Consider the following 21,454-nt stretch of genomic DNA (forward strand, 5'->3'; position numbering starts at 1 on the left):
GCTTTTTATAAGAAATAAAATCAAAATAATTAAGTGATTAGATGCCTTATCTTTGATAGCCAAATAAGAATTTAGTGTTCTAAATACTTGTTCATGTATTCTTCACGAATCGCTGTTCTTTCTCCACCATTCGCTTTAAGCATCCGCTCACGTAAGTCTTTACGCTCTTGCGTACTCATTTTTTGCCATACTTCACGCATTTTTTGTTTTTCAGCTTCAGGAAGTTGAGTAAACCAGTCCATGCGTTGCTGTAAGTTATTGCTCTGATTTGCTGGTAACTCTTTTAAACTCTGGTAGCGTTTAATGACTGCACGTTGCTCTTCTTCGGAAAGGGCATCCCATGTGTCATCGACTTGTGCATTGGCATCTTTAGAAAAAATCCAAAAGCGTTCAAAACCTGCAAAACTTGTTTGCAAGAAACTTAATGAACACAGGATAAGCGCTAATTTTTTAGCTGCCATGTTGTACTTTATCCTCACCCAACACCATTAACATCTCTAAATCTTCCACCATTTGTGGAGATAATTTAGGGTTTACGATCACTTGATTTTGTGGCTTATCCACAATCTCGACTGAGTTAGGCAGAATCACAAAACCTGTAATTGCTGCGGCAAGTGCGAAACCAGTCATTTTCCAGACACTATAATAAGAGGCTGGTTTTTGTTGAATATGGTCAAGCACATGATTCATGACCACTGTTTTATTTTTATGGTGATCTGCCAAACTATCAAGTTTGGATGTCACCTTTTTAGTGAAATCATCATGATTCATCAGAACCTCCCAAGGGATTTAAATGTGCCAAGTATTCTCTAAGTCCCTGAATTGCTCGGTGATAATGGGTTTTCACACTACCTTCGGTACAGTTCATGATCTGAGCTGTTGTATGGGTGTCAAACCCTTCCCACGCACGTAACATAAATGCCTGTTGTTGACGAACAGGTAGTTTTTCAATTGCTTCCCGAATTTCCTCTATCGTTACCGCTTGATCGAGAAAATCTGCAGGATTAATAGCTTTTTCATCAACTACATCAATAACTTCGTCGTCGTCATTATCCAAGCTAACTTTTTTGAAGAATGAAAATGGGTTTGCTCTACGAGCTTCTTTGCGGCGCCAATCCTGAAGTTTGTTATTCAAAATAGTGTAAAACAGGGGATACCATTCTTCAGTACTTTTATCGGCGTAAGATTTGTGTAAAGCAATAAATGCTTCTTGTACCAAATCCATCGCAATACCTTGTTGACCTTGGGTAGCACTCTCCATCATCACCAAAGCACGACCAGTAACATCTTGCATAAAAACTTTCAGGCGTTGCTCAGCCGTGCTGGCATGAGCACTAGATGTTTCCGATCGAGACTTTTTCGGTGCTAAATCCATGGAGATGGAAAATCCTGTCATTGGACATACCCACCTTATCTTCAATATATCTCTTATATAACGTTGAAAAGAGGTGGGAGGTTGACAACAATCGGTTATTTTTTACTAGTGTAATTGATTTTTTTCACAAATATGTGCGATGTAAAATAAATTAACGTTTTATTGGCGTTGGCGAACCATCTCAAAAAAACAAATAGATCCTGCAATTGCCACGTTTAATGACTCTTGTCCGCCTGGTTGGGGAATAGTTACTGATTGTGCGTGATCTAATGCATAATCACTAGCACCTTGTCCTTCATTTCCTAAAATCCACACACACGGTTTAGAAAGGTCTTTTGAGTAAAGACTGGTTGAGCGGTGAGAGCTAGTAACAAAAACCGGGATTTGAAATTTTGGAAGGATATCTGTCAGCTGGAAGTTTTCAAAACAATGTAAGCTAAAATGAGCGCCCATGCCTGCTCTTAAAACTCGTGGTGACCAAAGTGACGCAGAGCCTTGTGTGCAAATGATTTGTTTAATATTCGCTGCTGCTGCTGAACGTAGCAAAGTACCTACATTACCCGGATCTTGAATATTTTCTAGAATTAAGGTGTCTACATTGTAGTCGATAGTTGATGCAGTTTTAGGTAAATCAATAATCGCTAAACAAGGTAAGCTTGTACCTAATGTGCTTAAATCTCTATATAAAACTTCACTAATAACAAAGATATGGCCTTGATGTAGTTCTGTTATTTTCTTTAAATCTTCGTGTTCTAATGCTTGTTCTGTGGTAAATAAAGAAAAAATCTTTTTTTGCTGTTGTAACCACGCCAAACAAAGATGTGTGCCTTCAAGAACGGTTTGTTGGTGCTTTTTTCGGGCGTTACTGAGTTCGATTAATCCACGCAAATGTTTAATTTTTGCATTGTCTTTTGATTCTAAAAAAATAACCGCCATAAGAAAATATCCAACAAAAGGGCACCATCATACTATGATGCCCTAAGTAATTAAAATTATTAGTGGTAGCTTGTTACGCGTTCAACTTCATTTTTAGAACCGATAATTACAGGTACACGTTGGTGAAGTTCTGTAGGTTCAATCTCTAGAATGCGTACACGGCCAGTAGTTGATGCACCGCCTGCTTGTTCAATGAGCATACTCATTGGATTCGCTTCATACATTAAACGTAAACGACCTGCTTTTTTCGGATCTTTCAAGTCATATGGGTAAAGGAAAATACCACTACGACATAAAATACGGTGAATATCACCCACCATACATGCTACCCAGCGCATATTGAAATCTTTTTCACGAACAGATGTCTTGCCTGCGAGTAATTCATCAATATATTGTTTTACTGGTTGTTCCCAATGACGCTGGTTAGATGCATTAATAGCGAATTCTTGAGTGTCTGCTGGAACTTGGACATTCTCATTAGTAAGCAAGAAGGTTTGAGTTTCTGGATCTAAAGTAAAGAATGCTACGCCATTTCCTACAGTTAAAGCCATCATAGTTGATGGGCCATAAAGTACATAACCAGCAGCAACTTGCTGTGTGCCAGCTTGCATGAAATCGTTTGCTTGTGTTACGGCATTTTTTGCAGGCAAAATAGAGAAAATCGTACCTACACACATATTAATATCGATATTGCTTGAGCCATCTAATGGATCAAATAAAACGAGGTATTTACCATTTTCTTGTGCAGGTGTGAACTCATCAAGCTCTTCAGAAGCGAGACCGCCTACGTGCGGGTGTACTTTTAATGCATCAATTAAGTAGTCATTTGAAATCACATCAAGTTTTTTCTGTGTTTCACCCTGAACATTTTCATTGCCAGCACTACCTAAAATACCAGCCAGAGCACCTTTTTGTAATGCTTGGTCGATTGTTTTACAGGTCGTGGCAATAGTATCGATGACTTGAGCCAACTCAGGTGTTAGATTCCCTTTTTGTTGTTGTAAAAATTGGGACAAAGTGAGGTTGGACATAAAAAAACGCTCCTGTGCTTCAAGCATCAAAATGAGTCAGATAAATACGTGGCATATTCTAGATGAGAATGTCACAAAATAAAAATTATCTTACTTTATTTGTGTTGGATTTATGCTTACAAGCCCCAATTAAAATGGTATGTTGATTGCATTACAAAGGATTGTATATTTTTAGGAGAATCGAAATGACAACAAAGAAGTTTGATGCGACCCCCACGGCAGGTGAACCAATCAATCTAGATGAAATTTCGAAAGAAAATGTTCAGGAAGCTTGGAAAGATTATGAGGCAAAACCTGAATATAAAGATTTTAATAAGCATGATTTGATTGAGTCCATGCAACATCCTGAAGAAGACAAGAAATCTTCTTAAGTAATAAAAAAAACGCTCATATTATTATGAGCGTTTTTTTATGCATATCCCTTATTTTAATAAAGGAGGGACTGCTTCGTAATTAATCTCAACGCGGCGATTTTCTTTCCACGCTGATTCATCATGTCCCGCATTAACAGGAGCTTCTTTACCATAACTTACAGCTTCAAGTTGCTGCGGGTTTACACCATTGGTAATTAAATAGCTTTGTACAGCTTTAGCACGACGCTCACCTAAAGCCATGTTGTATTCACGTGTACCGCGTTCATCTGTATGGCCTGTTAATGCAACTTTTGAATTTGCATTTGCGATAAGGAACTGAGCATGAGCTTGAAGTGTTTGGTAGTCTTCAGTAGATAAATCGCTGCTGTCATAATCAAAGTGAACAACGCGTTTAGCTAAAGCCGCTTTATTTGCTTCAGTTACACCTTTAGATGAAGCACCTGCCAAATTTTGAGCATTTAATGCAGCATCTTCACTTAAACCAGAAGTGTTTACCGTGCTTGGATTTGTACCAGTCGTGGTCGTCGCTGCAGGTTTACGGCTAGCACAGCCTGTCATTACGAGTGCTACGCTAAGAAAGGGGAGAGCTAAATATTTAATTGATTTCATGATCATCTCCGTCAATGGAATTAAAAGTTATTTTGGTGCCCAGGCTGGTTCACGTACTTCACCTTGTTCGCTTGGTAAATTCATACGGAAACGTCCATCAGTAGACATAATAGACAACAAGCCACGGTTGCCTTCACGAGTTGCGTAGACCACCATTTGCCCATTTGGTGAGAAACTTGGTGATTCATCTAAACTAGTTGGGGTAAGAATATTGGTGATGCCAGTATTAATGTCTTGAATTGCAACTTTATAACTGCTGCCACTTGGGCGATGAACAAGTGCAATCTTTTTGCCATCTGCACTCAGAGTTCCACGTGCATTAAATGACCCTTTAAATGTCAAACGCTTTACTGAGCCATCAGCAAAGGTGTAACGATAAATTTGGGCAGAGCCACCACGGTCAGAAGTGAAAATAAAGGATTTTCCATCTGGTGTATAACGTGCTTCGGTATCAATTGCCGAGTCATTTGTCATGCGTTTGACTTGGCGAGTTGATAAATCCATTTGATAAATTTCAGGGTTGCCATTCATAGATGCTGTAAACAGCATTGATTGGCCATCTGGTGAGAAACTTGGTGCGCCGTTTAGACCTCGGAAACTGGTAAGAACTTCACGTGTTCCAGTTGATAAATCCTGTAAATAAATTGCTGGGCGTTTAGTTTCAAAAGAAACATAAGCAATTTTTTTGGCATCTGGTGTCCATGCCGGAGAAAGAATAGGATCACGAGACGATAAAACAGTCTTTGGTTGTTCACCATCCGTATCTGCAATTTGTAGGGTATAACGCTCGGCAGGTGTTGCAGGGTTTCTTAATACATAGGCAATACGGCCGCTAAAGTCACCTGGAATGCCAGTAAGGGCTTGATAAATAGCATCACTTACCATATGGCCAGCCTGACGTATGCGTGCAGCTGGTACATTTAAAAGTTCATTTAAAATGTATTGTTGCTTTTGTACATCATAAAGTTGGTAGTGAACTTCAAAACCTGTCGCTGTTTGTTTAATTTGTCCAGTAACTACATATGGAATACCAGCAGTTTGCCAGTCAGAAGCTTGAATCTGATTGATTGCAGCATTGGCAGGCAAATTTTTAGATGAGCTTGTAAAGCGCCCAGAACGGTTTAAGTCTGTTTCAACAATAGGATAGAGCCCATTGTCGTTGGTAAACGGGACAATAGCAATTTTGGGTGCCTGATCTGGAGCTTTAGCAATTTCCAGATATAACTGGGCAAAAGCAGTGGTAGAAGCAATAGGGCTTAAGGCAGTGATCAGTGCTAAAGATAGCAGGTGTTTGCGGCTCGTATTCATAAGTTTAAAGTCATAGCAGGGATTTTTGTGACTGTTGATTTTGTAGCATAGTTACATGCCTTAAACTATTTAAAGCATGTAACTCTTTCAAAATTATTGCGCTCTAAATGTAGAGCTAACACTTCTTGCTTCACGTCTTGCATCTGGATCTGATGGCATAGGATAGGGCGCTGCGGCTTGAATTGCAGCTTTAATACTTGCGTCTAAGGCATCGTCACCACTTGAACGCGTGATCACAATAGAATTAACGCTTCCCGAATCGGAGAGGGTAAAACGAACACCAACTGTTTTACCACTACTGCCAGTTGGGACATCCCAAGAGCGTCGAATTTTTTGTTCAAAATCGCGTCTAGCTGAAGAAGCAACTTTTTTAGCTTCAGCTTTCTTTTGAGCTGCTTCTTCTTGTGCTTTTTGAGCAGATGCAGCTTTGGCTTCGGCCTCTGCTTCAGCTTTACGCTTAGCATCGTCAGCAGCCTTTTGCTGTTTGGCTTTCGCATCGGCCTCTGCTTTACGTTTAGCATCGTCAGTAGCTTTTTGTTGTTTAGCTTTTGCATCTGCTTCAGCTTTGCGTTTAGCATCATCAGCTTTTTGCTGTTTAGCTTTCGCATCTGCTTCCGCTTTACGTTTAGCATCATCAGCAGACTTTTGCTGCTTAGCTTTAGCAGCAGCTTCAGCTTTGCGTTTAGCGTCATCGGCAGCTTTTTGCTGCTTGGCTTTTGCATCAGCTTCAGCTTTACGTTTAGCATCGTCATTAGCTTTTTGCTGTTTAGCTTTAGCATCTGCTTCAGCTTTTCGCTTAGCTTCTTGTTGTGCCTGAAGCTTAGCATTCTCGGCCTTTTGAGCTTCACGTTTTAATTTTGCATCAGCCTCAGCTTTACGTTTAGCGTCTTCAGCAGCTTTACGAGCTTCACTTTGCTCTTGCTTAGCTTTGGCATCTGCTTGAGCTTTTGCCGTTTGTTCGGCCTTACGCTTTTGTTCGGCTTCTGATTTTGCTTTAGCTTCAGCCTGCTGTTTTTGTATTTCCTCTTTACGTTGCTGTTCCGCTGCTTGTTTCATTTTTGCAGCTTCTTCAGCTTTACGTTTTTGCTCAGCTAACTTAGCTTGTTGTGCCTGTTCGGCCTTTTGCTGTTGGGCAGCAAGTTGTTGAGCTGTTGGAGGAGGAGGCGTAGTCGGAAGATTTTGAGGAAGCGTTTCATCCACAATAGGGGTTAATACCTCTTTTGCTTCATTGGTAGCTGTAGTCTCTTGTTCAACTTCTTTTGCTAAAGGAGGAGGCAAATCTTCTGGCTTAACTAAAATAGTTGTTAGCTTTTTTGGCTGTTCAGGTGGTTTACTCAAGCCTAAAAAAAGCAAGCCAACAATGGCAATTGCATGAACTCCGAGTGTAAAGCTCAATGCAATCGCATTTTGTTTAAAGGGCGGCTTTTGATTTTTGTTCATAGCTTATTTTAAAGGCTCTGTCAGAAGGCCAACTTGAGTTAAACCTGCTTCTTGTAAACTCGCCATCAATGATACGACCTCCCCATAAGGACGAGACTTATCACCATTGACTAAAACTGTGAGTTGTTTATTTTCTTGTTCAGCTTGTTTTTGAGCATCGCTTAAAACTTCTTCAAGCTTTTCACGAGATAATGGTTCATTATCTTTGTAATCTTCATACTGAAGATAAATATTGCCATCTTTGCCAATTGTTACCATGGCTGGCATATCTTTTGATTCGATTGGATGGTTATTTGCTTGAGGTAAATCGACCTTGATACCACTGGTAATCATAGGGGCGGTTACCATAAAAATAACCAAAAGCACGAGCATAACGTCAATATAAGGTACGACGTTCATATCACTTTTTAATGGTTTTTTTATGCGCTCAAAGCGCCCTGAACGCTGAATTGCCATTATGCATCTTCCTGTGATGAACCCACAGATTGACGTTGCAATAAAGCAATCATCTCTTCAGCAAATAAAGCGCGATCAGAATAAACACTTTCACTTTTAGCAGTGAAGTGGTTAAAAGCTAATACAGCAGGAATTGCGGCAAACAAACCAATTGCAGTTGCAATAAGTGCTTCGGCAATACCCGGTGCAACAGTTGCTAGAGTTACCTGATCAACCGCAGCTAAACCGATAAAGGCATTCATAATACCCCAAACAGTACCGAATAGACCGATGTACGGTGCTACAGAACCGATACTTGCTAAAGTACCTAAGCCGTATTCTAAATGGCTCTGATCACGACTCAAACCTACACGCAAAATACGTTCAGTGCCTTCAATTGTTTGTGAAACAGGAGCCTGACGCTTTTTGAGTTTAAAAAATTCGCTCAACCCTTGATAAAAAATATCTTCAAGCCCAGAGCGTTTTGAATTGAGTTGAGCATTGTTATAAAGCGTATTGAGTTCAGCACCAGACCAGAACATTTTTTGGAAATGTTCATCGTCTTGATGTGCTTTTTTATAACTCATATGTAACTTGGCAATCAGATACCAACTAAAGATTGATGCTAACAATAAAATTAGCATGACCAACTGAACGACTGGACTTGCTTGTAAAATAAGGTCAGAAATATGCAGGGTTGATTCAATGTTTGTTGCCATAGGTTACATATGCCGGTTGTTTTTTTAGTCTTGTTCCAATTCTTTACGAATAAGATCACGTATTTCTTCTGGAAGACGACGAGCTACAAGTTCTTTACTTAAACATGCCAACTCAACCTCGCCAGAAGCAAGCAAGATTTCACCACGATAAATATTTTGTTGCAACACAAATGACGCAGCTTTACATGAAACTACACGTGCTGTAACAGTAATTAAATCATCCATTAAAATAGGACGCATGTATTTTACGTCAATTTTGTGTACGACAAAGTTGTAGTCTTTTTGATGCCAGTAATGATCAACGCCAGAAGCACGGAGCCATTCAGTACGGGTACGTTCCATATAGCGAATATGGTTGGCATGGTAAACAATACCACCTGCGTCCGTATCTTCAATATAAACACGAATGTTGAATTCAAAATGATTCGCCATGAGAGTATTCCGTTTTTAGTTCACTATAGAGCTTTATATTTAAAATATGGCTTTGAATAAAACATCAGCTCTATTCAACAGCCATACATCTGCTTTTAAATACGGGGCAGTTTAGCAGATTGCATACTAAGTCCTATGGCACAACCTTTCAATTGCGGTTGCTGTATTTCTAATCTAAAAACGCTATATCTTATGGCTAGCAAGCTTTTTAAGTTAAGAGGGCTTCCATGAAGTTTGAACTTGTTTTGATATATTCGGATAATCTAATACGAATCTTACATGTAGCTCGGTCCCAGTTTTTAAAGCCTTGTTATCTACAATAAAATAAGGGCTATGATTTGGTGCCGCCTGAGTTAAGTCCTGATTTTCTGGTGTTGCACCCAAGAAAACAAAGAATGATGGCATTAACTTGCCATAATAGGCAAAATCTTCACTTGCGCTTGCATTATGATCTAAAACATGTAGTTTTGAATCGCCAACAACTTTGGCCAGGGTTGGCTGAATAAATTGAGTGAGCGCTTTGTCGTTCATGGTTACTGGAGCGTAAGGAGCAATTTCAACTTTGGCGGTCACGTCATTGGCTTGAGCGTTATGCTCTATCATGGCAGGGAAACTTTTTAAGATATTTGCCCGTATCTGTTCGTTATTAGAACGAATAGTACCGATCATATTGACCTGTTCAGGAATCACATTTCCTGCCGTACCACCTTGAATGTTACCGATGCTGACAACGCCCATGCCTTGGGTGAGATCAGTTCTTCGACTAATAAGGCTCTGCAAATTATTAATCATTTGTGCCGATGCATAAACCGGATCTCTACCTAACCAAGGGGTTGAGCCGTGAACCTGCTTGCCGTTGACCTGAATACGTAAATGGTCTGCACTATTTAAAATAGCGCCATCTTTATAATAAAGGTGTCCACTTTGCATACCAGATATGACATGCATTCCAAAAATAGCCTCGGGTTTATAATCTCTAAATGCGCCATCTGCGATCATTTTTCTTGAGCCGATTTGATCGCCCTGCGTAAAGTTGTCTATATCTGCTCCACCTTCTTCAGCGGGTTGAAAAACAAAGACAACGGTACCCGATATTTTATCTTTATTGCCAGCCAGAATTTTTGCTGCACCTAATAACATTGCAGTGTGTGCGTCATGTCCACAAGCATGCATTACGTAAGTTTCTTTTCCTTGATAAATTGCTTTTTGTTTACTCGCAAAGGCAACACCACTTTTTTCTTCCATAGGTAGCGCATCCATGTCGGCCCTAAGTGCAATAATAGGGCCGGGTTTATTCCCTTTTAAAATGCCAATAACACCTGTTTTCGCATAACCTGTTTTGACTTGAATGCCATAGGACTTTAATTCTTTTTGAACTAGTGCAGATGTTTTAAGTTCCATATTGCCAAGTTCAGGATGCTCATGAATATGTTGTCTTAATTGAATAACCTGATTTTCATTTTGTTGTGCAGCATCTTTTACCCAATCTGCTAGGCTCAGCTGGCTCATTAAAGCGAGTGGAAAAATCAAAGCGGCTTTTTTGTACATGTCCTTATCCTAAAATATTATTGTTCATAAGATTTGATATCTAGATTTCTTATAATTCAGTTTTTAAAAATATTAAAAAATCAATAAAGTATAAATAAAGACTTAAAAGGTATAGAGTGGCTAATTTATTGATAAGACAATTATTATTTTAATTGGATAGAGAGATTAAATTAAAAAAGGAAGAGAAAATTCTCTTCCTTTGGTTAGTTTTTAGGCTCCGGTGGCGTCATTCCAAACTGTAAATAAGATTGGTTGGTTGCAATCCGACCTCGTGCAGTACGCATGACATAACCTTGTTGAATTAAATAAGGTTCAATCACGTCTTCAAGCGTACCGCTGTCTTCAGCCATCGCTGCTGCAAGCGCTTCAACTCCAGCAGGGCCACCATCAAAACGCTCGAGTAGCATGCTCAAATAACGTCGGTCTAGGGTATCTAGGCCAGCTTTATCAACATTGAGCATATCAAGCGCGCGCTGTGCCATTTCATGGGTCACTTCGCCTGTGCCTTTCACTTGTGCATAGTCACGAACACGTCGTAATAAACGGTTGGCGATACGAGGTGTTCCACGTGATCGACGAGCTACTTCTTCTGCGCCTTCAACTGTAATGGGTACATCCATTAAGTTTGCAGAGCGTGACACAATATGAGTCAAGTCTTCTACAGAGTAAAACTCAAGACGTTGCACAATACCGAAGCGGTCACGTAATGGTGAGGTCAGTAAGCCCGCACGTGTGGTCGCAGCGACGAGTGTAAAAGGGGGTAAATCGAGTTTAATTGAACGAGCAGCAGGGCCTTCACCAATCATGATGTCGAGTTGGTAATCTTCCATCGCTGGATACAGAATTTCTTCAATCACCGGTGAAAGACGATGAATTTCATCAATAAATAAAACATCGCCTTCTTCAAGGTTAGTCAGCATTGCTGCTAAATCACCTGCACGTTCCAAAACTGGTCCCGAAGTAGATTTGAGGTTGCCACCCATTTCACGTGCAATAATATTAGCTAGTGTGGTTTTACCTAAGCCGGGCGGACCAAAAATCAGTGTGTGGTCGAGAGCTTCACCACGACCACGAGCAGCGCCAATGAAAATTTCCATTTGCTCGCGTACGACTGGTTGCCCAATATAGTCGGCAAGAGAAGTTGGTCGAATAGCCCGGTCAAAATGATCTTCAGGTTTTTCTGTTCCACTGATTAGACGATCTTGCATAAGTGTTTTACTTCATCATGGATTTAAGAGCAGCACGAATAATATCGGCTGATTCTGTGTAATCGGCTTTAACCGCAGCAACAGCTTTTTGTGCTTCAAGTGGTTTATAACCTAAAGATTGCAAAGCAGCTTCTGCCTCTGCAACAGGAGAGTTTGCAGCAAATTTAATTTGAGGTATGGTCGCCGCAGTTGAAGTGCCTTGAGCTAATGTTTTGAAACGGTCACGAAGTTCGATCATTAAACGTTCAGCCGTTTTTTTGCCAACCCCTGGAACTTTGACCAGCGTATTTATATCATCATGTTCAATGGTGTGAACCAATAATTCAACGCTTAGTGTCGATAAAATACCCAATGCCATTTTCGGACCAACACCGTTTACTTTTAATAAGGTACGGAAAATTATTTTTTCTTGAGCATCGCTAAAACCGTAGAGTTGTTGAGCATCTTCACGAACAACTAAATGCGTCCATAACGTAACTTTCTGGCCCTTTTGTAATTGGCAAAATGTTGAAAGTGGCGTATCAATTTCATAGCCCACACCATTTACATTCAGTAAGACAGTAGGGGCTTCTAAGGCAAACACTTCGCCAATTAAACATCCGATCATAGCGTAATTTCACTTATTCATAACTGTAAATCTGGTCGTTCTAAAATGAATTGAAAACGACACTGGTTTTATTTCTTTCTATATCAAGCCAGCTTAAAACAAGCCAATTTTATTACCTTGCAACTCTTGCGCCAAGCTATAAGCCTGATGATCTGAGAACTTACTGATAATATCGAGGACTTGCATGATATTGCTGTAGTGATTATTGCTAAAGCTAGCACCATATAGATTAAGGATAGACATTAAACGTTGTTCTTTAAAGCTTAAAGACTTATGTGGTGTTGTGAGTGGTACAAATGCATCCAGAATCGTTTGTAAGCTTTGATGTGCAATAATTTCTAAACCAGATTTTTGTGGGTGCTCAAAAATTTTGTCACGTGCCAGATTCTTGGCAGTTTCGATACCTTTTGCAATATCGGGTGAACAATATTGCAAAAGGTTGCCTTTAAGCTGACCTGTAATGATTTCATAATGATTCTTGGCAAAAGCCGTAGTGACTTCATCAACAAGACGTTTCATGACTCGACCACGTAATGCTGAGATCTTTTGTTGCCACGTACTGTTTGGATGAGACAACTCTTCAGGTTGACCATAGTCGGCAATAAGATTTAAGAATATCGGTTCAACTTCTTGGTAACTCAGCATATTTAAGACAATGCCATCTTCTAAATCAATGAGGGCATAGCAAATGTCATCAGCAGCTTCTAAAAGGTAGGTGAGTGGATGACGGCAATAATGATATTCCCCGAGTTGAATCAGCCCGAGCTGTTCCGCAATCTGTTTTAAAATTTCTTTTTCAGACTGATAACAACCAAACTTTGCTCTTTGATGGGAAGGGCGGTCACCCTGCGAAGCAATTGTTTTTGAAAGCCATGGATATTTTAGATAAGCACCTAAAGTTGCATAAGTTAAGCGCATACCGCCATCATTTGGATGATAGTCAATGCGACTTAATAAACGTAATCCTTGAGCATTACCTTCAAACTGACGAACATCAGCTTCTTCTTCGGGGCTTAGTTTTTTCAAAAAATCATCATGTGAAGCATCATCGAACCATTCGCGAATTGCGTATTCACCCGCATGTCCGAAAGGGGGATTACCTATATCGTGGGCCAGACAAGCTGCCTGAATAATTGCCCCGACATCGGCAGGGGAAATCCAAACGGGGAATTCGTCTTTTATTTTTTCTGCGGCAAGCATGCCCATTGAGCGACCAATGCAGGAAACCTCAAGGGAGTGAGTTAAGCGGGTATGAATGCCATCATGCTGTGCTAGAGGGTGAACTTGCGTCTTACGGTTTAACTGACGAAAACTTTGAGAAAATATAATGCGGTCATAATCTTTATGGAATGGGCTACGAGCCAGTTCTGTACTACTTTTTTTGCTACCTAAACGAACTGCAGACAGCAGTTCTAACCAACGCATTTGTTCCATTTATCATTATTCAAAACTATAAAACCTGATCATGCCAAAAAAAACTTAAAAGCACTAGCTTGGTGCGACATAGTTTGTCTTAGTTCGGGTTTTATTATGTTATTGAATAAACATGCAACAATTTATTTTTAGCAAGAATGACTAAAAAAATGATTTTGAACAAAAAACAAATCACTTCTTGCAGAATTAGGTTACAGAATACTGATTCTACATCTAGCTGATTTTAGCAAGAAGCAGTAGAATATGCGCTCTCTCTAAAGTCACATTGCGGTAAGGTTCACAAGACCTGCCCGTGGAGCCAAAATCAACATGTTTATCGTGGCCGGTGCAGCAGCACATTCTTCTTTTAAGAAAGCTCAACTATTAACACGTTTATCGTCAATTAGTTCTGTTCAATCTTTTGACAGCCAATGGGTCTATTTGTTTGATCAAGCGCTCAACGAGCAGCAACATCAATCTGCTTTGCAATTATTGAATGACGGTGAGTCTTTTGAACTTCGTCAATCTGCAAGTGATGAGATTCAGATTTTAGTTACACCACGTGTGGGTACTATTTCACCTTGGTCTTCTAAAGCAACTGATATTTTCAAAAACTGTAATACACCAGTACACCGTTTAGAACGTGGTCTTTTATTCACGTTAAAGGGTGTTACTGAAATTACTCATGAAGTTAAACAAGTACTTCATGACCGTATGACAGAAACAGTTTTTGCTCAAATTGAAGATGCAAAAGCATTATTTTCAGAAACAGCTCCAAAACCATTAAATTCAATTGATATCTTGGGCCAAGGCAAAGAAGCTTTGGTTAAAGCGAACAATGAGTTCGGTTTTGCGTTATCTGAACAAGAAATTGATTATTTAACAGAAGCATTCGGTAAGCTTGGTCGTAATCCAAATGATATCGAATTGATGATGTTTGCACAGGCGAACTCTGAACACTGTCGTCATAAAATCTTCGGTTCTGAATGGACAATTGATGGTGAAAAACAACCATTATCATTGTTCCAGATGATTAAAAACACTTACAAAGAATCACCAACTGACGTTTTATCTGCATACAAAGATAATGCTTCTGTAATTGTGGGTTATGACACGATGCGTTTTTATCCAAAAGCGGATGAAAATGGTCACTTTGTTTATAAATATAAGAGCCAAGCAGCTCATATTTTAATGAAGGTTGAAACTCATAACCACCCAACAGCAATTTCTCCATTTGCTGGTGCTGCAACTGGTTCAGGCGGTGAAATCCGTGATGAAGGTGCAACTGGTCGTGGTGGTAAACCAAAAGCTGGTTTAACGGGCTTTACAGTTTCTAACTTAAATATTCCTGGTTTTGAACAACCGTGGGAAGAAAACTACGGTAAACCTTCACGTATGGCATCGCCATTACAAATCATGATTGAAGGTCCATTAGGTGGCGCAGCATTTAACAACGAATTCGGTCGTCCTGCATTAAATGGTTATTTCCGTACTTTCGAACAAAATGTAAATGGTGAAGTGAAGGGCTTCCATAAGCCAATCATGATTGCTGGTGGTTACGGTAACATTCGTCCTGACCATGTAGAAAAAGATGCGATTCAACCAGGTGACTTGCTCATTGTATTGGGTGGCCCTGCAATGTTAATCGGTCTTGGTGGCGGTGCAGCATCTTCTGTAGACAGCGGTACAATGGGTGAAAGCCTTGATTTCGCTTCGGTACAACGTGAAAACCCAGAAATGGAACGCCGTTGTCAAGAAGTGATCGATACATGCTGGCGCTTAGAAGACTTCAACCCAATCGTTTCTGTACACGATGTTGGTGCGGGTGGTCTATCAAATGCTATGCCTGAACTTGTGAATGACCATGAGTTAGGTGCAGTTCTTAACCTTCGTAAGATTCCTTCATTAGAACCGGGCATGAGCCCAATGGAAATCTGGTCAAATGAAGCACAAGAGCGTTATGTTCTTGCAATTCGTCCAGAATCATTAGAACAGTTCGAATCAATCTGTGCTCGTGAACGTTGTCCATTTGCCGTGTTAGGTGAAGCAACTGAAGCTCGTCATTTAACTGTTGAAGATCCATTGTTCCAGAACAATGCAGTTGATATCCCAATGCAAGTAATGCTTGGTGGTACACCGCGTATGCAACGTTCTTATGAAACAATTGAGCGTAAAGGTAACGAGTTTGACGCTTCAAAAGTTGATTTGAAAGATGCGATTTTCCGTGTATTGAAAAATCCTACAGTTGCTTCGAAATCATTCTTGATCACCATTGGTGACCGCTCAATTACAGGTATGGTTGCACGTGACCAAATGGTTGGTCGTTGGCAGATTCCTGTTGCAGATGCAGCAGTGACGACGACAAGTTTACAAGGCTTCACTGGTGAAGCAATGGCTATGGGTGAACGTCCACCAGTTGCATTGTTAAATCCAGCAGCGTCTGCTCGCTTGGCAGTTGCTGAAGCAATTACTAATATTGCATGTGCAAATATTGAACAAATTAGCGATATCAAACTTTCTGCAAACTGGATGGCTGCTGCTGGTCAAAAAGGTGAAGACCAAGCATTGTTTGAAGGTGTGAAAGCAATTGGTATGGAAATGTGTCCTGCTTTAGGAATTGCGATTCCTGTAGGTAAAGACTCACTTTCAATGCGTACTACTTGGAACGAAAACGGTGAAGATAAAGCTGTAACATCTCCAATGACAGGTGTAATTACAGCATTTGCTCCAGTAACAGATGTTCGTAAAACTTTAACACCTGAACTTAAGAATTTAGAAGATTCAGTACTTGTACGTATTGATTTATCTAAAGGCCAGTTCCGTTTAGGTGGTTCGATTCTTGCGCAAGTATATAAAGCAATCGGTTCAATCACTCCAGACGTTGATAGTTTTGATGATTTCAAAGCGTTCTTTGCTTTAATTCAAGATTGGAACAACCGTGGCTTGATTCAAGCTTACCATGACATCGGTGATGGTGGTTTACTCGCAACTGTTGCTGAAATGATGTTCGCTGCACGTTTAGGTGTTGCATTAGAAGACCAAACTCCAGCAAGTTTGTTTGCTGAAGAAATTGGTGCAGTAGTTCAAATCAAAGCAACTGATTGGGACGCTTTACAAGCAGAAGTTGCTGCATCTAGCTTAAAAGATGCAATTGCTGTAGTTGGTCGTGTAAACAACACAGATCAATTATCTGTAAACGGTTTGACTCTAGAGCGTGCAGAATTGCAACAAGCTTGGTCTGAAGTATCTCATCAGATCCAACGTTTACGTGATAACGTTGAAACTGCTGACCAAGAATTTGCTTTAATTACTGATAAATCACATCAAGGTTTAATTGCTAAACCAACATTTGACTTGAATGAACCTATCGAAGCACCTTTCATTAACACACGTCGTCCTAATATGGCGATCTTGCGTGAGCAAGGTGTAAATGGTCATATTGAGATGGCAGCAGCCTTTGATAAGGTTGGTTTCAATACCGTTGACGTGCACATGAGTGATTTACTTGCTGGTCGCGTTAGCCTAAGTGATTTTGAAGGTTTAGTGACTTGTGGCGGTTTCTCTTACGGTGACGTAATGGGTGCTGGCGGAGGCTGGGCAAAATCTGTATTGTTCAATGCGAAATTACGTGATCAGTTTGAACAGTTCTTCCATCGTGAAGACACGTTTAGCTTAGGTATCTGTAATGGTTGCCAAATGTTGTCACAATTAGCGCCACTTATTCCGGGTGCTGAACACTGGCCACGTTTCCACCGCAATATGTCAGAAGTTTTTGAAGCTCGTAGCGTAAACGTTCGTGTTGAAAAATCTGTTTCTGTATTGCTTAATGGAATGGAAGGTTCGATTTTACCGATTGCTGTAGCACACGGTGAAGGTCGTGCAGTTGCGAGTGAAGCTGATATTGCAGGCTTGAATGCAGCTAACCAAGTTGCTTTGCGTTATGTTGACAGCCATGGTAACCCGACTCAACATTATCCATTGAATCCGAATGGTTCGCCAGAAGCGATTACTGGTGTAACATCTAAAGATGGTCGTGCAACAATTATGATGCCGCACCCAGAGCGTACTTTCCGTGCAATTCAACACTCTTGGAGTCCAGAAGAGTGGACTGAAGATGGTGCATGGTTACGTATGTTCCGTAACGCACGTAAGTTTATCGGGTAATATAAAAGTTGAAATAAGCCACCGTAAGGTGGCTTATTTGTATGTAGTACGATATTAATAAATAGCAGAGAAGAAAAATGAAATCAAAAATCCATTTCCATGAATTTGCATTACTAATGGCATTGCTCATGTCTATTGTTTCTTTTTCAATAGATGCAGTCCTACCTGCTTTGGGCGAAATCGGACGAGTTTTTGACTTAAAAAATAATAATCAGACACAGTGGGTCATTATTGGTATTTTTTCTGGTATGACGATTGGTCAATTGATTGCTGGCCCTCTATCCGATGCAATTGGCCGTAAACGCATTTTATTCACAGGAATTGTTATTTACTTTCTGGGAAGTTTATTGTGCTTTACCACACAAAGTTTTGAATGGTTTTTAGTTGGACGTTTCATTCAAGGGGTTGGCGTATCAGGTCCTTACGTGGCTTCTATTTCAATTGTTAGAGATAAATACAGTGGGGCTCAAATGGCCCGCATCATGTCTTTAATTATGATGGTCTTTATGGTTGCCCCAGCAATTGCACCAAGTTTGGGACAGCTCATTATCCATTTCTTTGGTTGGCGTGAGATCTTTGTTTTATATATGGCCTATGCCACAGTTGTGGGGGCATGGGTTGCTTTACGTTTGGAAGAAACGTTACTTCCCGAAAATCGTTTACCTATGCGCCTACAAGCATTTCAGGAAGGCTTTAAAGAAGTCGTAAGTAACAAAACCACCATGAGCTATTTGCTGTGTGCAGGTTTCTGTTTTGGTGGATTCATTGGTTATTTGGGTACTTCTCAGCAAATTTTTATGCAGCAGTTTGGTAAAACAGGGCAAGAGTTTAGTGCTTATTTTGCTGTGCTCGCAGGTGTGATGGGAATTGCTTCATTTACAAATTCTAAAATTGTTATGAAGTTTGGTATGCGTCCAATCTGTATTTACGGCTTTCTAGGTTTGTGCCTAATTTCTTTAGTTTTCTTAGGAATTCAACTTTTAGGTGTGGCTGTTTCATTCTGGATGTTTATGCTTTATGCCTGCATTTTATTTTTATTATTTGGAACTTTATTTGGAAATTTAAACGCAATTGCAATGGAACCGATGGGGCATGTTGCAGGTATGGCATCGGCCATTATTGGTGCAGCATCTTCTGTTTTGTCACTTATTCTTGCATCTATTATTGGGCAATTATATGACGGTACATTAATACCAATGACTGGCGGCTTCGTCATTTTATGTGGTTTAGCATTTATGATGACAATATATGAGAACAGATATTTAAAGAAATCGAATGCTTAAAATTATAAAGACGCAGCTAGCACACTGAAATTTAAAATTTTGTTCAGAATAAGAGCTACCTATAAATGAGTGTAGCTCTTTTAAGCATTTTAGAAAAATTATAAGCCTATAGACATTCGGCTATTTAACACTTTATAGTTTGTTTAAAATTGGATCAATTTTTGCTTTCTCTGTAACAACGATAAAAATCGGAGATCAAAATGATGAAAAATAAGTATCACATAAGAACAATGTATGCCAAAGATAAGGGCTGGCGCTTGTTTGGCTTGGCGCTTGCCATTCAAATCCTCTTTATTGGAGCAAATTATTTGGTAATGATGAGCTGACTTTGATTTAGAAGCTTTTTTAACGGTATGATTTAAAGCAAGTTCACTAGTTTTGAGTCATTCTACTTATGTTAAAGCTGATTTATTACGTGCCTGATTCACATCTTGAGTCGACTAAACAAGCTATTTTTTCTGCTGGTGCGGGGGGTATCGGTAATTACGAACACTGCGCATGGCAAGTGAAAGGAATAGGGCAATTTAAACCAGTCAAAGGTGCAGATCCTTATATCGGAGAGCTGGGTGAACTTGAACAAGTTGATGAGTGGCGCGTTGAAACAATTGTAATTGAAGCAAATGCAAAGGCTGTAGCAAAAGCATTAAAGGCAAGCCATCCTTATGAAGAGCCTGCCTTTGAGTTTATTCAAATCATAGAAATTGATTTTTAATTAAACTGCGCAAAATCTGGTTTACGTTTCTGCATAAATGCTTGTACAGCTTCTAGCATTTCTGGAGATTGAACGCGTTGCATAAAGATTTCAGCTTCATGATCAATACATTCAATAATTTGATCTAAATCATGTTTCATCAATGCTTTGGTTTGTTTTAATGAGGCAAGTGGTAAAGCTGCTAAATGTTGAGCGGTTGCCTGAGCAGATGCATAAGCATCTTCAACAACTTCATTCACTAAGCTTGCTTGTACTGCGGTTTCTGCATTAAATTTTTTCGCAGTAAATAGAAGTTCAGCTGCTTTGTGATAACCCGCTTGTTTAACCAATAGTTGGCTTGCACCGCCTTCTGGAGAAAGGCCAAGACTTACAAATGGAATTTGGAAAAGGGCGGTATTGTCAGCAAAAACTAAATCTGCATGTAATAAAATCGTAACACCAATACCAATAGCCACACCTTTTACTGCAATAATAAGCGGCTTCGATAATCTAGCAGCAGATTTAAGGAGTACAAACGGAGGAACTTGACCTGCTGGGCCTAGATTAGGATTTTGTACAAAACCCATAAAATCTTTCATGTCATTACCAGCGGTAAAATCTTGCTCTACACCACGTAGAACGATTATTCGTACATCTTTGTCTTGGTCAGCTTCATCAAGTGCTTTGGCAATCCATAAGTAAAGTTCGCCATACAGTGCATTTTTTGCTTCTGGACGATTTATGGCTAAGGTGAGTACGCCACCTTCTAAATTTGCGTGTAAATGTTGATGAGGTTGTTGAATACAGCTAAGTGTCATCGTACTATCCTTGCTTTAAACCACGTTGTTAATTTTTAGGTTCTCATTATGGCGCATATTTTTTGTAATGCGGTTAACTGGTGAGTTCATAAAAAGTGAAAATCTAATTATGTATAAATTTGACTATCTCGTTTTTATAGGGCGTTTTCAACCATTTCATTTAGCTCATATGCAGACAATTGAAATTGCCTTACAACAAAGCCACTATGTCGTTTTGGCATTAGGTTCTGCTCAAATGGAACGTAATATTAAAAATCCGTTCTTAGCAGTAGAGCGCGAGCAAATGATCTTGTCAAATTTCTCGTTAGAAGAGCAAAAACGCATTCGTTTTGTACATGTAGTAGATGTTTATAATGACGAAAAATGGGTAAAACAAGTCAAATCTTTAGTGAATGGCGTAATTGAACCGAACTCAAAAGTTGGTTTGATTGGACACTTTAAGGATGAGTCTTCATATTATTTACGACTATTTCCTGAGTGGATTATGGTTGAACTAGATAGTCTAAAAGACTCTATCTCGGCAACACCAATGCGTGAAGCTTATTATCGTGGTGAAATCCAGACCGAATTTTTCCCTGTAGGAACTATTCAATTTTTGGATGAATTTAAAAAAACACGCACTTATCAACAGTTGCAACAACGCTTTGAAGAAGATGATCGCTCTAATTTAGATGATTTTGAATAAATGTATATCGATTAAGCATCTGCCCAAAAGATAATTCGGTTGGAAAAAGGATCGGTGATACTGAGTTCAAGTGTTTCCCAATCTGTTTTTTCAACCTGAGGCTTAGAAAATTTATAATCTTTTTTGCTTAGTTCACTATGCAACTCATAAATATGTTCCCAATAAATACGGATCGCACTATGAGGACTCGCATCTCCAAAATGCTCGGATAAATGAATAACGCAATCATCTTTAGAAATTTGTAAATATAACGGAAAGTTGTCTTCAAATTGGTGTTGCCAATCAAGCTGAAAATCTAAGAACTCAAGATAAAATGATTGAGCTAACTCGACATCAAAAATTCTTAAAATAGGGGTGATCGAACCTGATTGCATCTTT

23 protein-coding genes are annotated in these 21,454 nt (G+C 39.6%); 6 read left to right on the forward strand and 17 right to left on the reverse strand.

What is annotated here, in order from left to right; all coding sequences use genetic code 11:
• Positions 1–71: 71 nt before the first annotated feature.
• The 5 genes from J580_RS12765 to J580_RS12785 form a co-directional block, all read right to left on the reverse strand.
• Positions 72–461: a DUF3106 domain-containing protein gene (locus tag J580_RS12765; RefSeq protein ID WP_032004418.1), complete on the reverse strand. Its 390-nt coding sequence runs from the start codon at positions 459–461 to the stop codon at positions 72–74.
• A complete protein-coding gene (locus J580_RS12770; protein WP_002118556.1) occupies positions 451–771 on the reverse strand; it encodes a hypothetical protein in 321 nt (106 codons plus the stop codon). Before J580_RS12770 ends, J580_RS12765 begins: the two co-directional genes overlap by 11 nt.
• On the reverse strand, positions 761–1,375 hold the full coding sequence (locus tag J580_RS12775) for an RNA polymerase sigma factor (protein ID WP_002118814.1): 615 nt from the start codon (positions 1,373–1,375) through the stop codon (positions 761–763). The genes J580_RS12770 and J580_RS12775 overlap by 11 nt, the downstream gene beginning before the upstream one ends.
• A gap of 159 nt (positions 1,376–1,534) precedes the next feature.
• Positions 1,535–2,311, reverse strand: a complete 777-nt coding sequence (locus tag J580_RS12780; RefSeq protein ID WP_002118372.1) for a TrmH family RNA methyltransferase — start codon at positions 2,309–2,311, stop codon at positions 1,535–1,537.
• A 59-nt stretch (positions 2,312–2,370) separates the two neighbouring features.
• Positions 2,371–3,342, reverse strand: coding sequence for a class 1 fructose-bisphosphatase (locus J580_RS12785; RefSeq protein ID WP_002118934.1), 972 nt, complete (start codon positions 3,340–3,342; stop codon positions 2,371–2,373).
• 185 nt (positions 3,343–3,527) lie between these two features.
• Between J580_RS12785 and J580_RS12790 the strand changes: the two genes are divergently transcribed.
• On the forward strand, positions 3,528–3,713 hold the full coding sequence (locus J580_RS12790) for an NF038105 family protein (protein WP_005067763.1): 186 nt from the start codon (positions 3,528–3,530) through the stop codon (positions 3,711–3,713).
• A gap of 51 nt (positions 3,714–3,764) precedes the next feature.
• On the opposite strand, the gene pal is transcribed toward J580_RS12790, so the two are convergent.
• The 10 genes from pal to J580_RS12840 all read right to left on the reverse strand — a co-directional run bounded on the left by pal (position 3,765) and on the right by J580_RS12840 (position 13,456).
• Positions 3,765–4,325, reverse strand: coding sequence for a peptidoglycan-associated lipoprotein Pal (gene pal / locus J580_RS12795; RefSeq protein WP_002118513.1), 561 nt, complete (start codon positions 4,323–4,325; stop codon positions 3,765–3,767).
• Between the two features lie 27 nt (positions 4,326–4,352).
• A complete protein-coding gene (gene tolB, locus J580_RS12800; protein ID WP_005067768.1) occupies positions 4,353–5,633 on the reverse strand; it encodes a Tol-Pal system beta propeller repeat protein TolB in 1,281 nt (426 codons plus the stop codon).
• A 93-nt stretch (positions 5,634–5,726) separates the two neighbouring features.
• Positions 5,727–7,073, reverse strand: a complete 1,347-nt coding sequence (tolA, locus tag J580_RS12805) for a cell envelope integrity protein TolA (RefSeq protein WP_032004419.1) — start codon at positions 7,071–7,073, stop codon at positions 5,727–5,729.
• Between the two features lie 3 nt (positions 7,074–7,076).
• On the reverse strand, positions 7,077–7,529 hold the full coding sequence (tolR, locus tag J580_RS12810; RefSeq protein ID WP_005067772.1) for a protein TolR: 453 nt from the start codon (positions 7,527–7,529) through the stop codon (positions 7,077–7,079).
• The gene (gene tolQ / locus J580_RS12815; protein WP_016140259.1) at positions 7,529–8,227 is read right to left on the reverse strand and encodes a protein TolQ; all 699 of its coding nucleotides are present in this window, start codon (positions 8,225–8,227) and stop codon (positions 7,529–7,531) included. Before tolQ ends, tolR begins: the two co-directional genes overlap by 1 nt.
• A 24-nt stretch (positions 8,228–8,251) precedes the next feature.
• Positions 8,252–8,659: a tol-pal system-associated acyl-CoA thioesterase gene (ybgC, locus tag J580_RS12820; protein WP_004699892.1), complete on the reverse strand. Its 408-nt coding sequence runs from the start codon at positions 8,657–8,659 to the stop codon at positions 8,252–8,254.
• 213 nt (positions 8,660–8,872) lie between these two features.
• Complete coding sequence (locus J580_RS12825) at positions 8,873–10,207, reverse strand: M20 family metallopeptidase (protein WP_032004420.1); 1,335 nt, start codon at positions 10,205–10,207, stop codon at positions 8,873–8,875.
• Between the two features lie 203 nt (positions 10,208–10,410).
• Complete coding sequence (gene ruvB / locus J580_RS12830; RefSeq protein ID WP_002052424.1) at positions 10,411–11,415, reverse strand: Holliday junction branch migration DNA helicase RuvB; 1,005 nt, start codon at positions 11,413–11,415, stop codon at positions 10,411–10,413.
• Between the two features lie 7 nt (positions 11,416–11,422).
• On the reverse strand, positions 11,423–12,022 hold the full coding sequence (gene ruvA, locus J580_RS12835; protein ID WP_032004421.1) for a Holliday junction branch migration protein RuvA: 600 nt from the start codon (positions 12,020–12,022) through the stop codon (positions 11,423–11,425).
• 93 nt (positions 12,023–12,115) lie between these two features.
• Positions 12,116–13,456, reverse strand: a complete 1,341-nt coding sequence (locus J580_RS12840; protein ID WP_032004422.1) for a deoxyguanosinetriphosphate triphosphohydrolase — start codon at positions 13,454–13,456, stop codon at positions 12,116–12,118.
• Positions 13,457–13,765: 309 nt separating this feature from the next.
• Between J580_RS12840 and purL the strand changes: the two genes are divergently transcribed.
• The 4 genes from purL (at position 13,766) to J580_RS12860 (ending at position 19,594) form a co-directional block, all read left to right on the forward strand.
• Complete coding sequence (gene purL / locus J580_RS12845) at positions 13,766–17,599, forward strand: phosphoribosylformylglycinamidine synthase (protein WP_032004423.1); 3,834 nt, start codon at positions 13,766–13,768, stop codon at positions 17,597–17,599.
• Positions 17,600–17,676: 77 nt separating this feature from the next.
• The gene (locus tag J580_RS12850; protein ID WP_032004424.1) at positions 17,677–18,882 is read left to right on the forward strand and encodes a multidrug effflux MFS transporter; all 1,206 of its coding nucleotides are present in this window, start codon (positions 17,677–17,679) and stop codon (positions 18,880–18,882) included.
• Positions 18,883–19,082: 200 nt separating this feature from the next.
• Entirely contained in the window at positions 19,083–19,208 is a 126-nt protein-coding gene (locus J580_RS23925) for a KGW motif small protein (RefSeq protein ID WP_032004425.1), read from the forward strand.
• A 68-nt stretch (positions 19,209–19,276) separates the two neighbouring features.
• On the forward strand, positions 19,277–19,594 hold the full coding sequence (locus J580_RS12860) for an NIF3 1 (RefSeq protein ID WP_002118807.1): 318 nt from the start codon (positions 19,277–19,279) through the stop codon (positions 19,592–19,594).
• On the opposite strand, the gene J580_RS12865 is transcribed toward J580_RS12860, so the two are convergent.
• A complete protein-coding gene (locus J580_RS12865) occupies positions 19,591–20,391 on the reverse strand; it encodes an enoyl-CoA hydratase-related protein (RefSeq protein WP_032004426.1) in 801 nt (266 codons plus the stop codon). The two genes, J580_RS12860 and J580_RS12865, sit on opposite strands and share 4 nt — an antisense overlap.
• Before the next feature lie 109 nt (positions 20,392–20,500).
• Between J580_RS12865 and J580_RS12870 the strand changes: the two genes are divergently transcribed.
• Complete coding sequence (locus J580_RS12870; RefSeq protein WP_002119001.1) at positions 20,501–21,076, forward strand: nicotinate-nicotinamide nucleotide adenylyltransferase; 576 nt, start codon at positions 20,501–20,503, stop codon at positions 21,074–21,076.
• 11 nt (positions 21,077–21,087) lie between these two features.
• On the opposite strand, the gene J580_RS12875 is transcribed toward J580_RS12870, so the two are convergent.
• A complete protein-coding gene (locus J580_RS12875) occupies positions 21,088–21,450 on the reverse strand; it encodes a glyoxalase superfamily protein (RefSeq protein ID WP_032004427.1) in 363 nt (120 codons plus the stop codon).
• Positions 21,451–21,454: the final 4 nt, after the last annotated feature.

Origin of the sequence: Acinetobacter sp. 1542444 (assembly GCF_000581835.1) — a bacterium.
GTDB classification, from domain to species: domain Bacteria; phylum Pseudomonadota; class Gammaproteobacteria; order Pseudomonadales; family Moraxellaceae; genus Acinetobacter; species Acinetobacter pittii.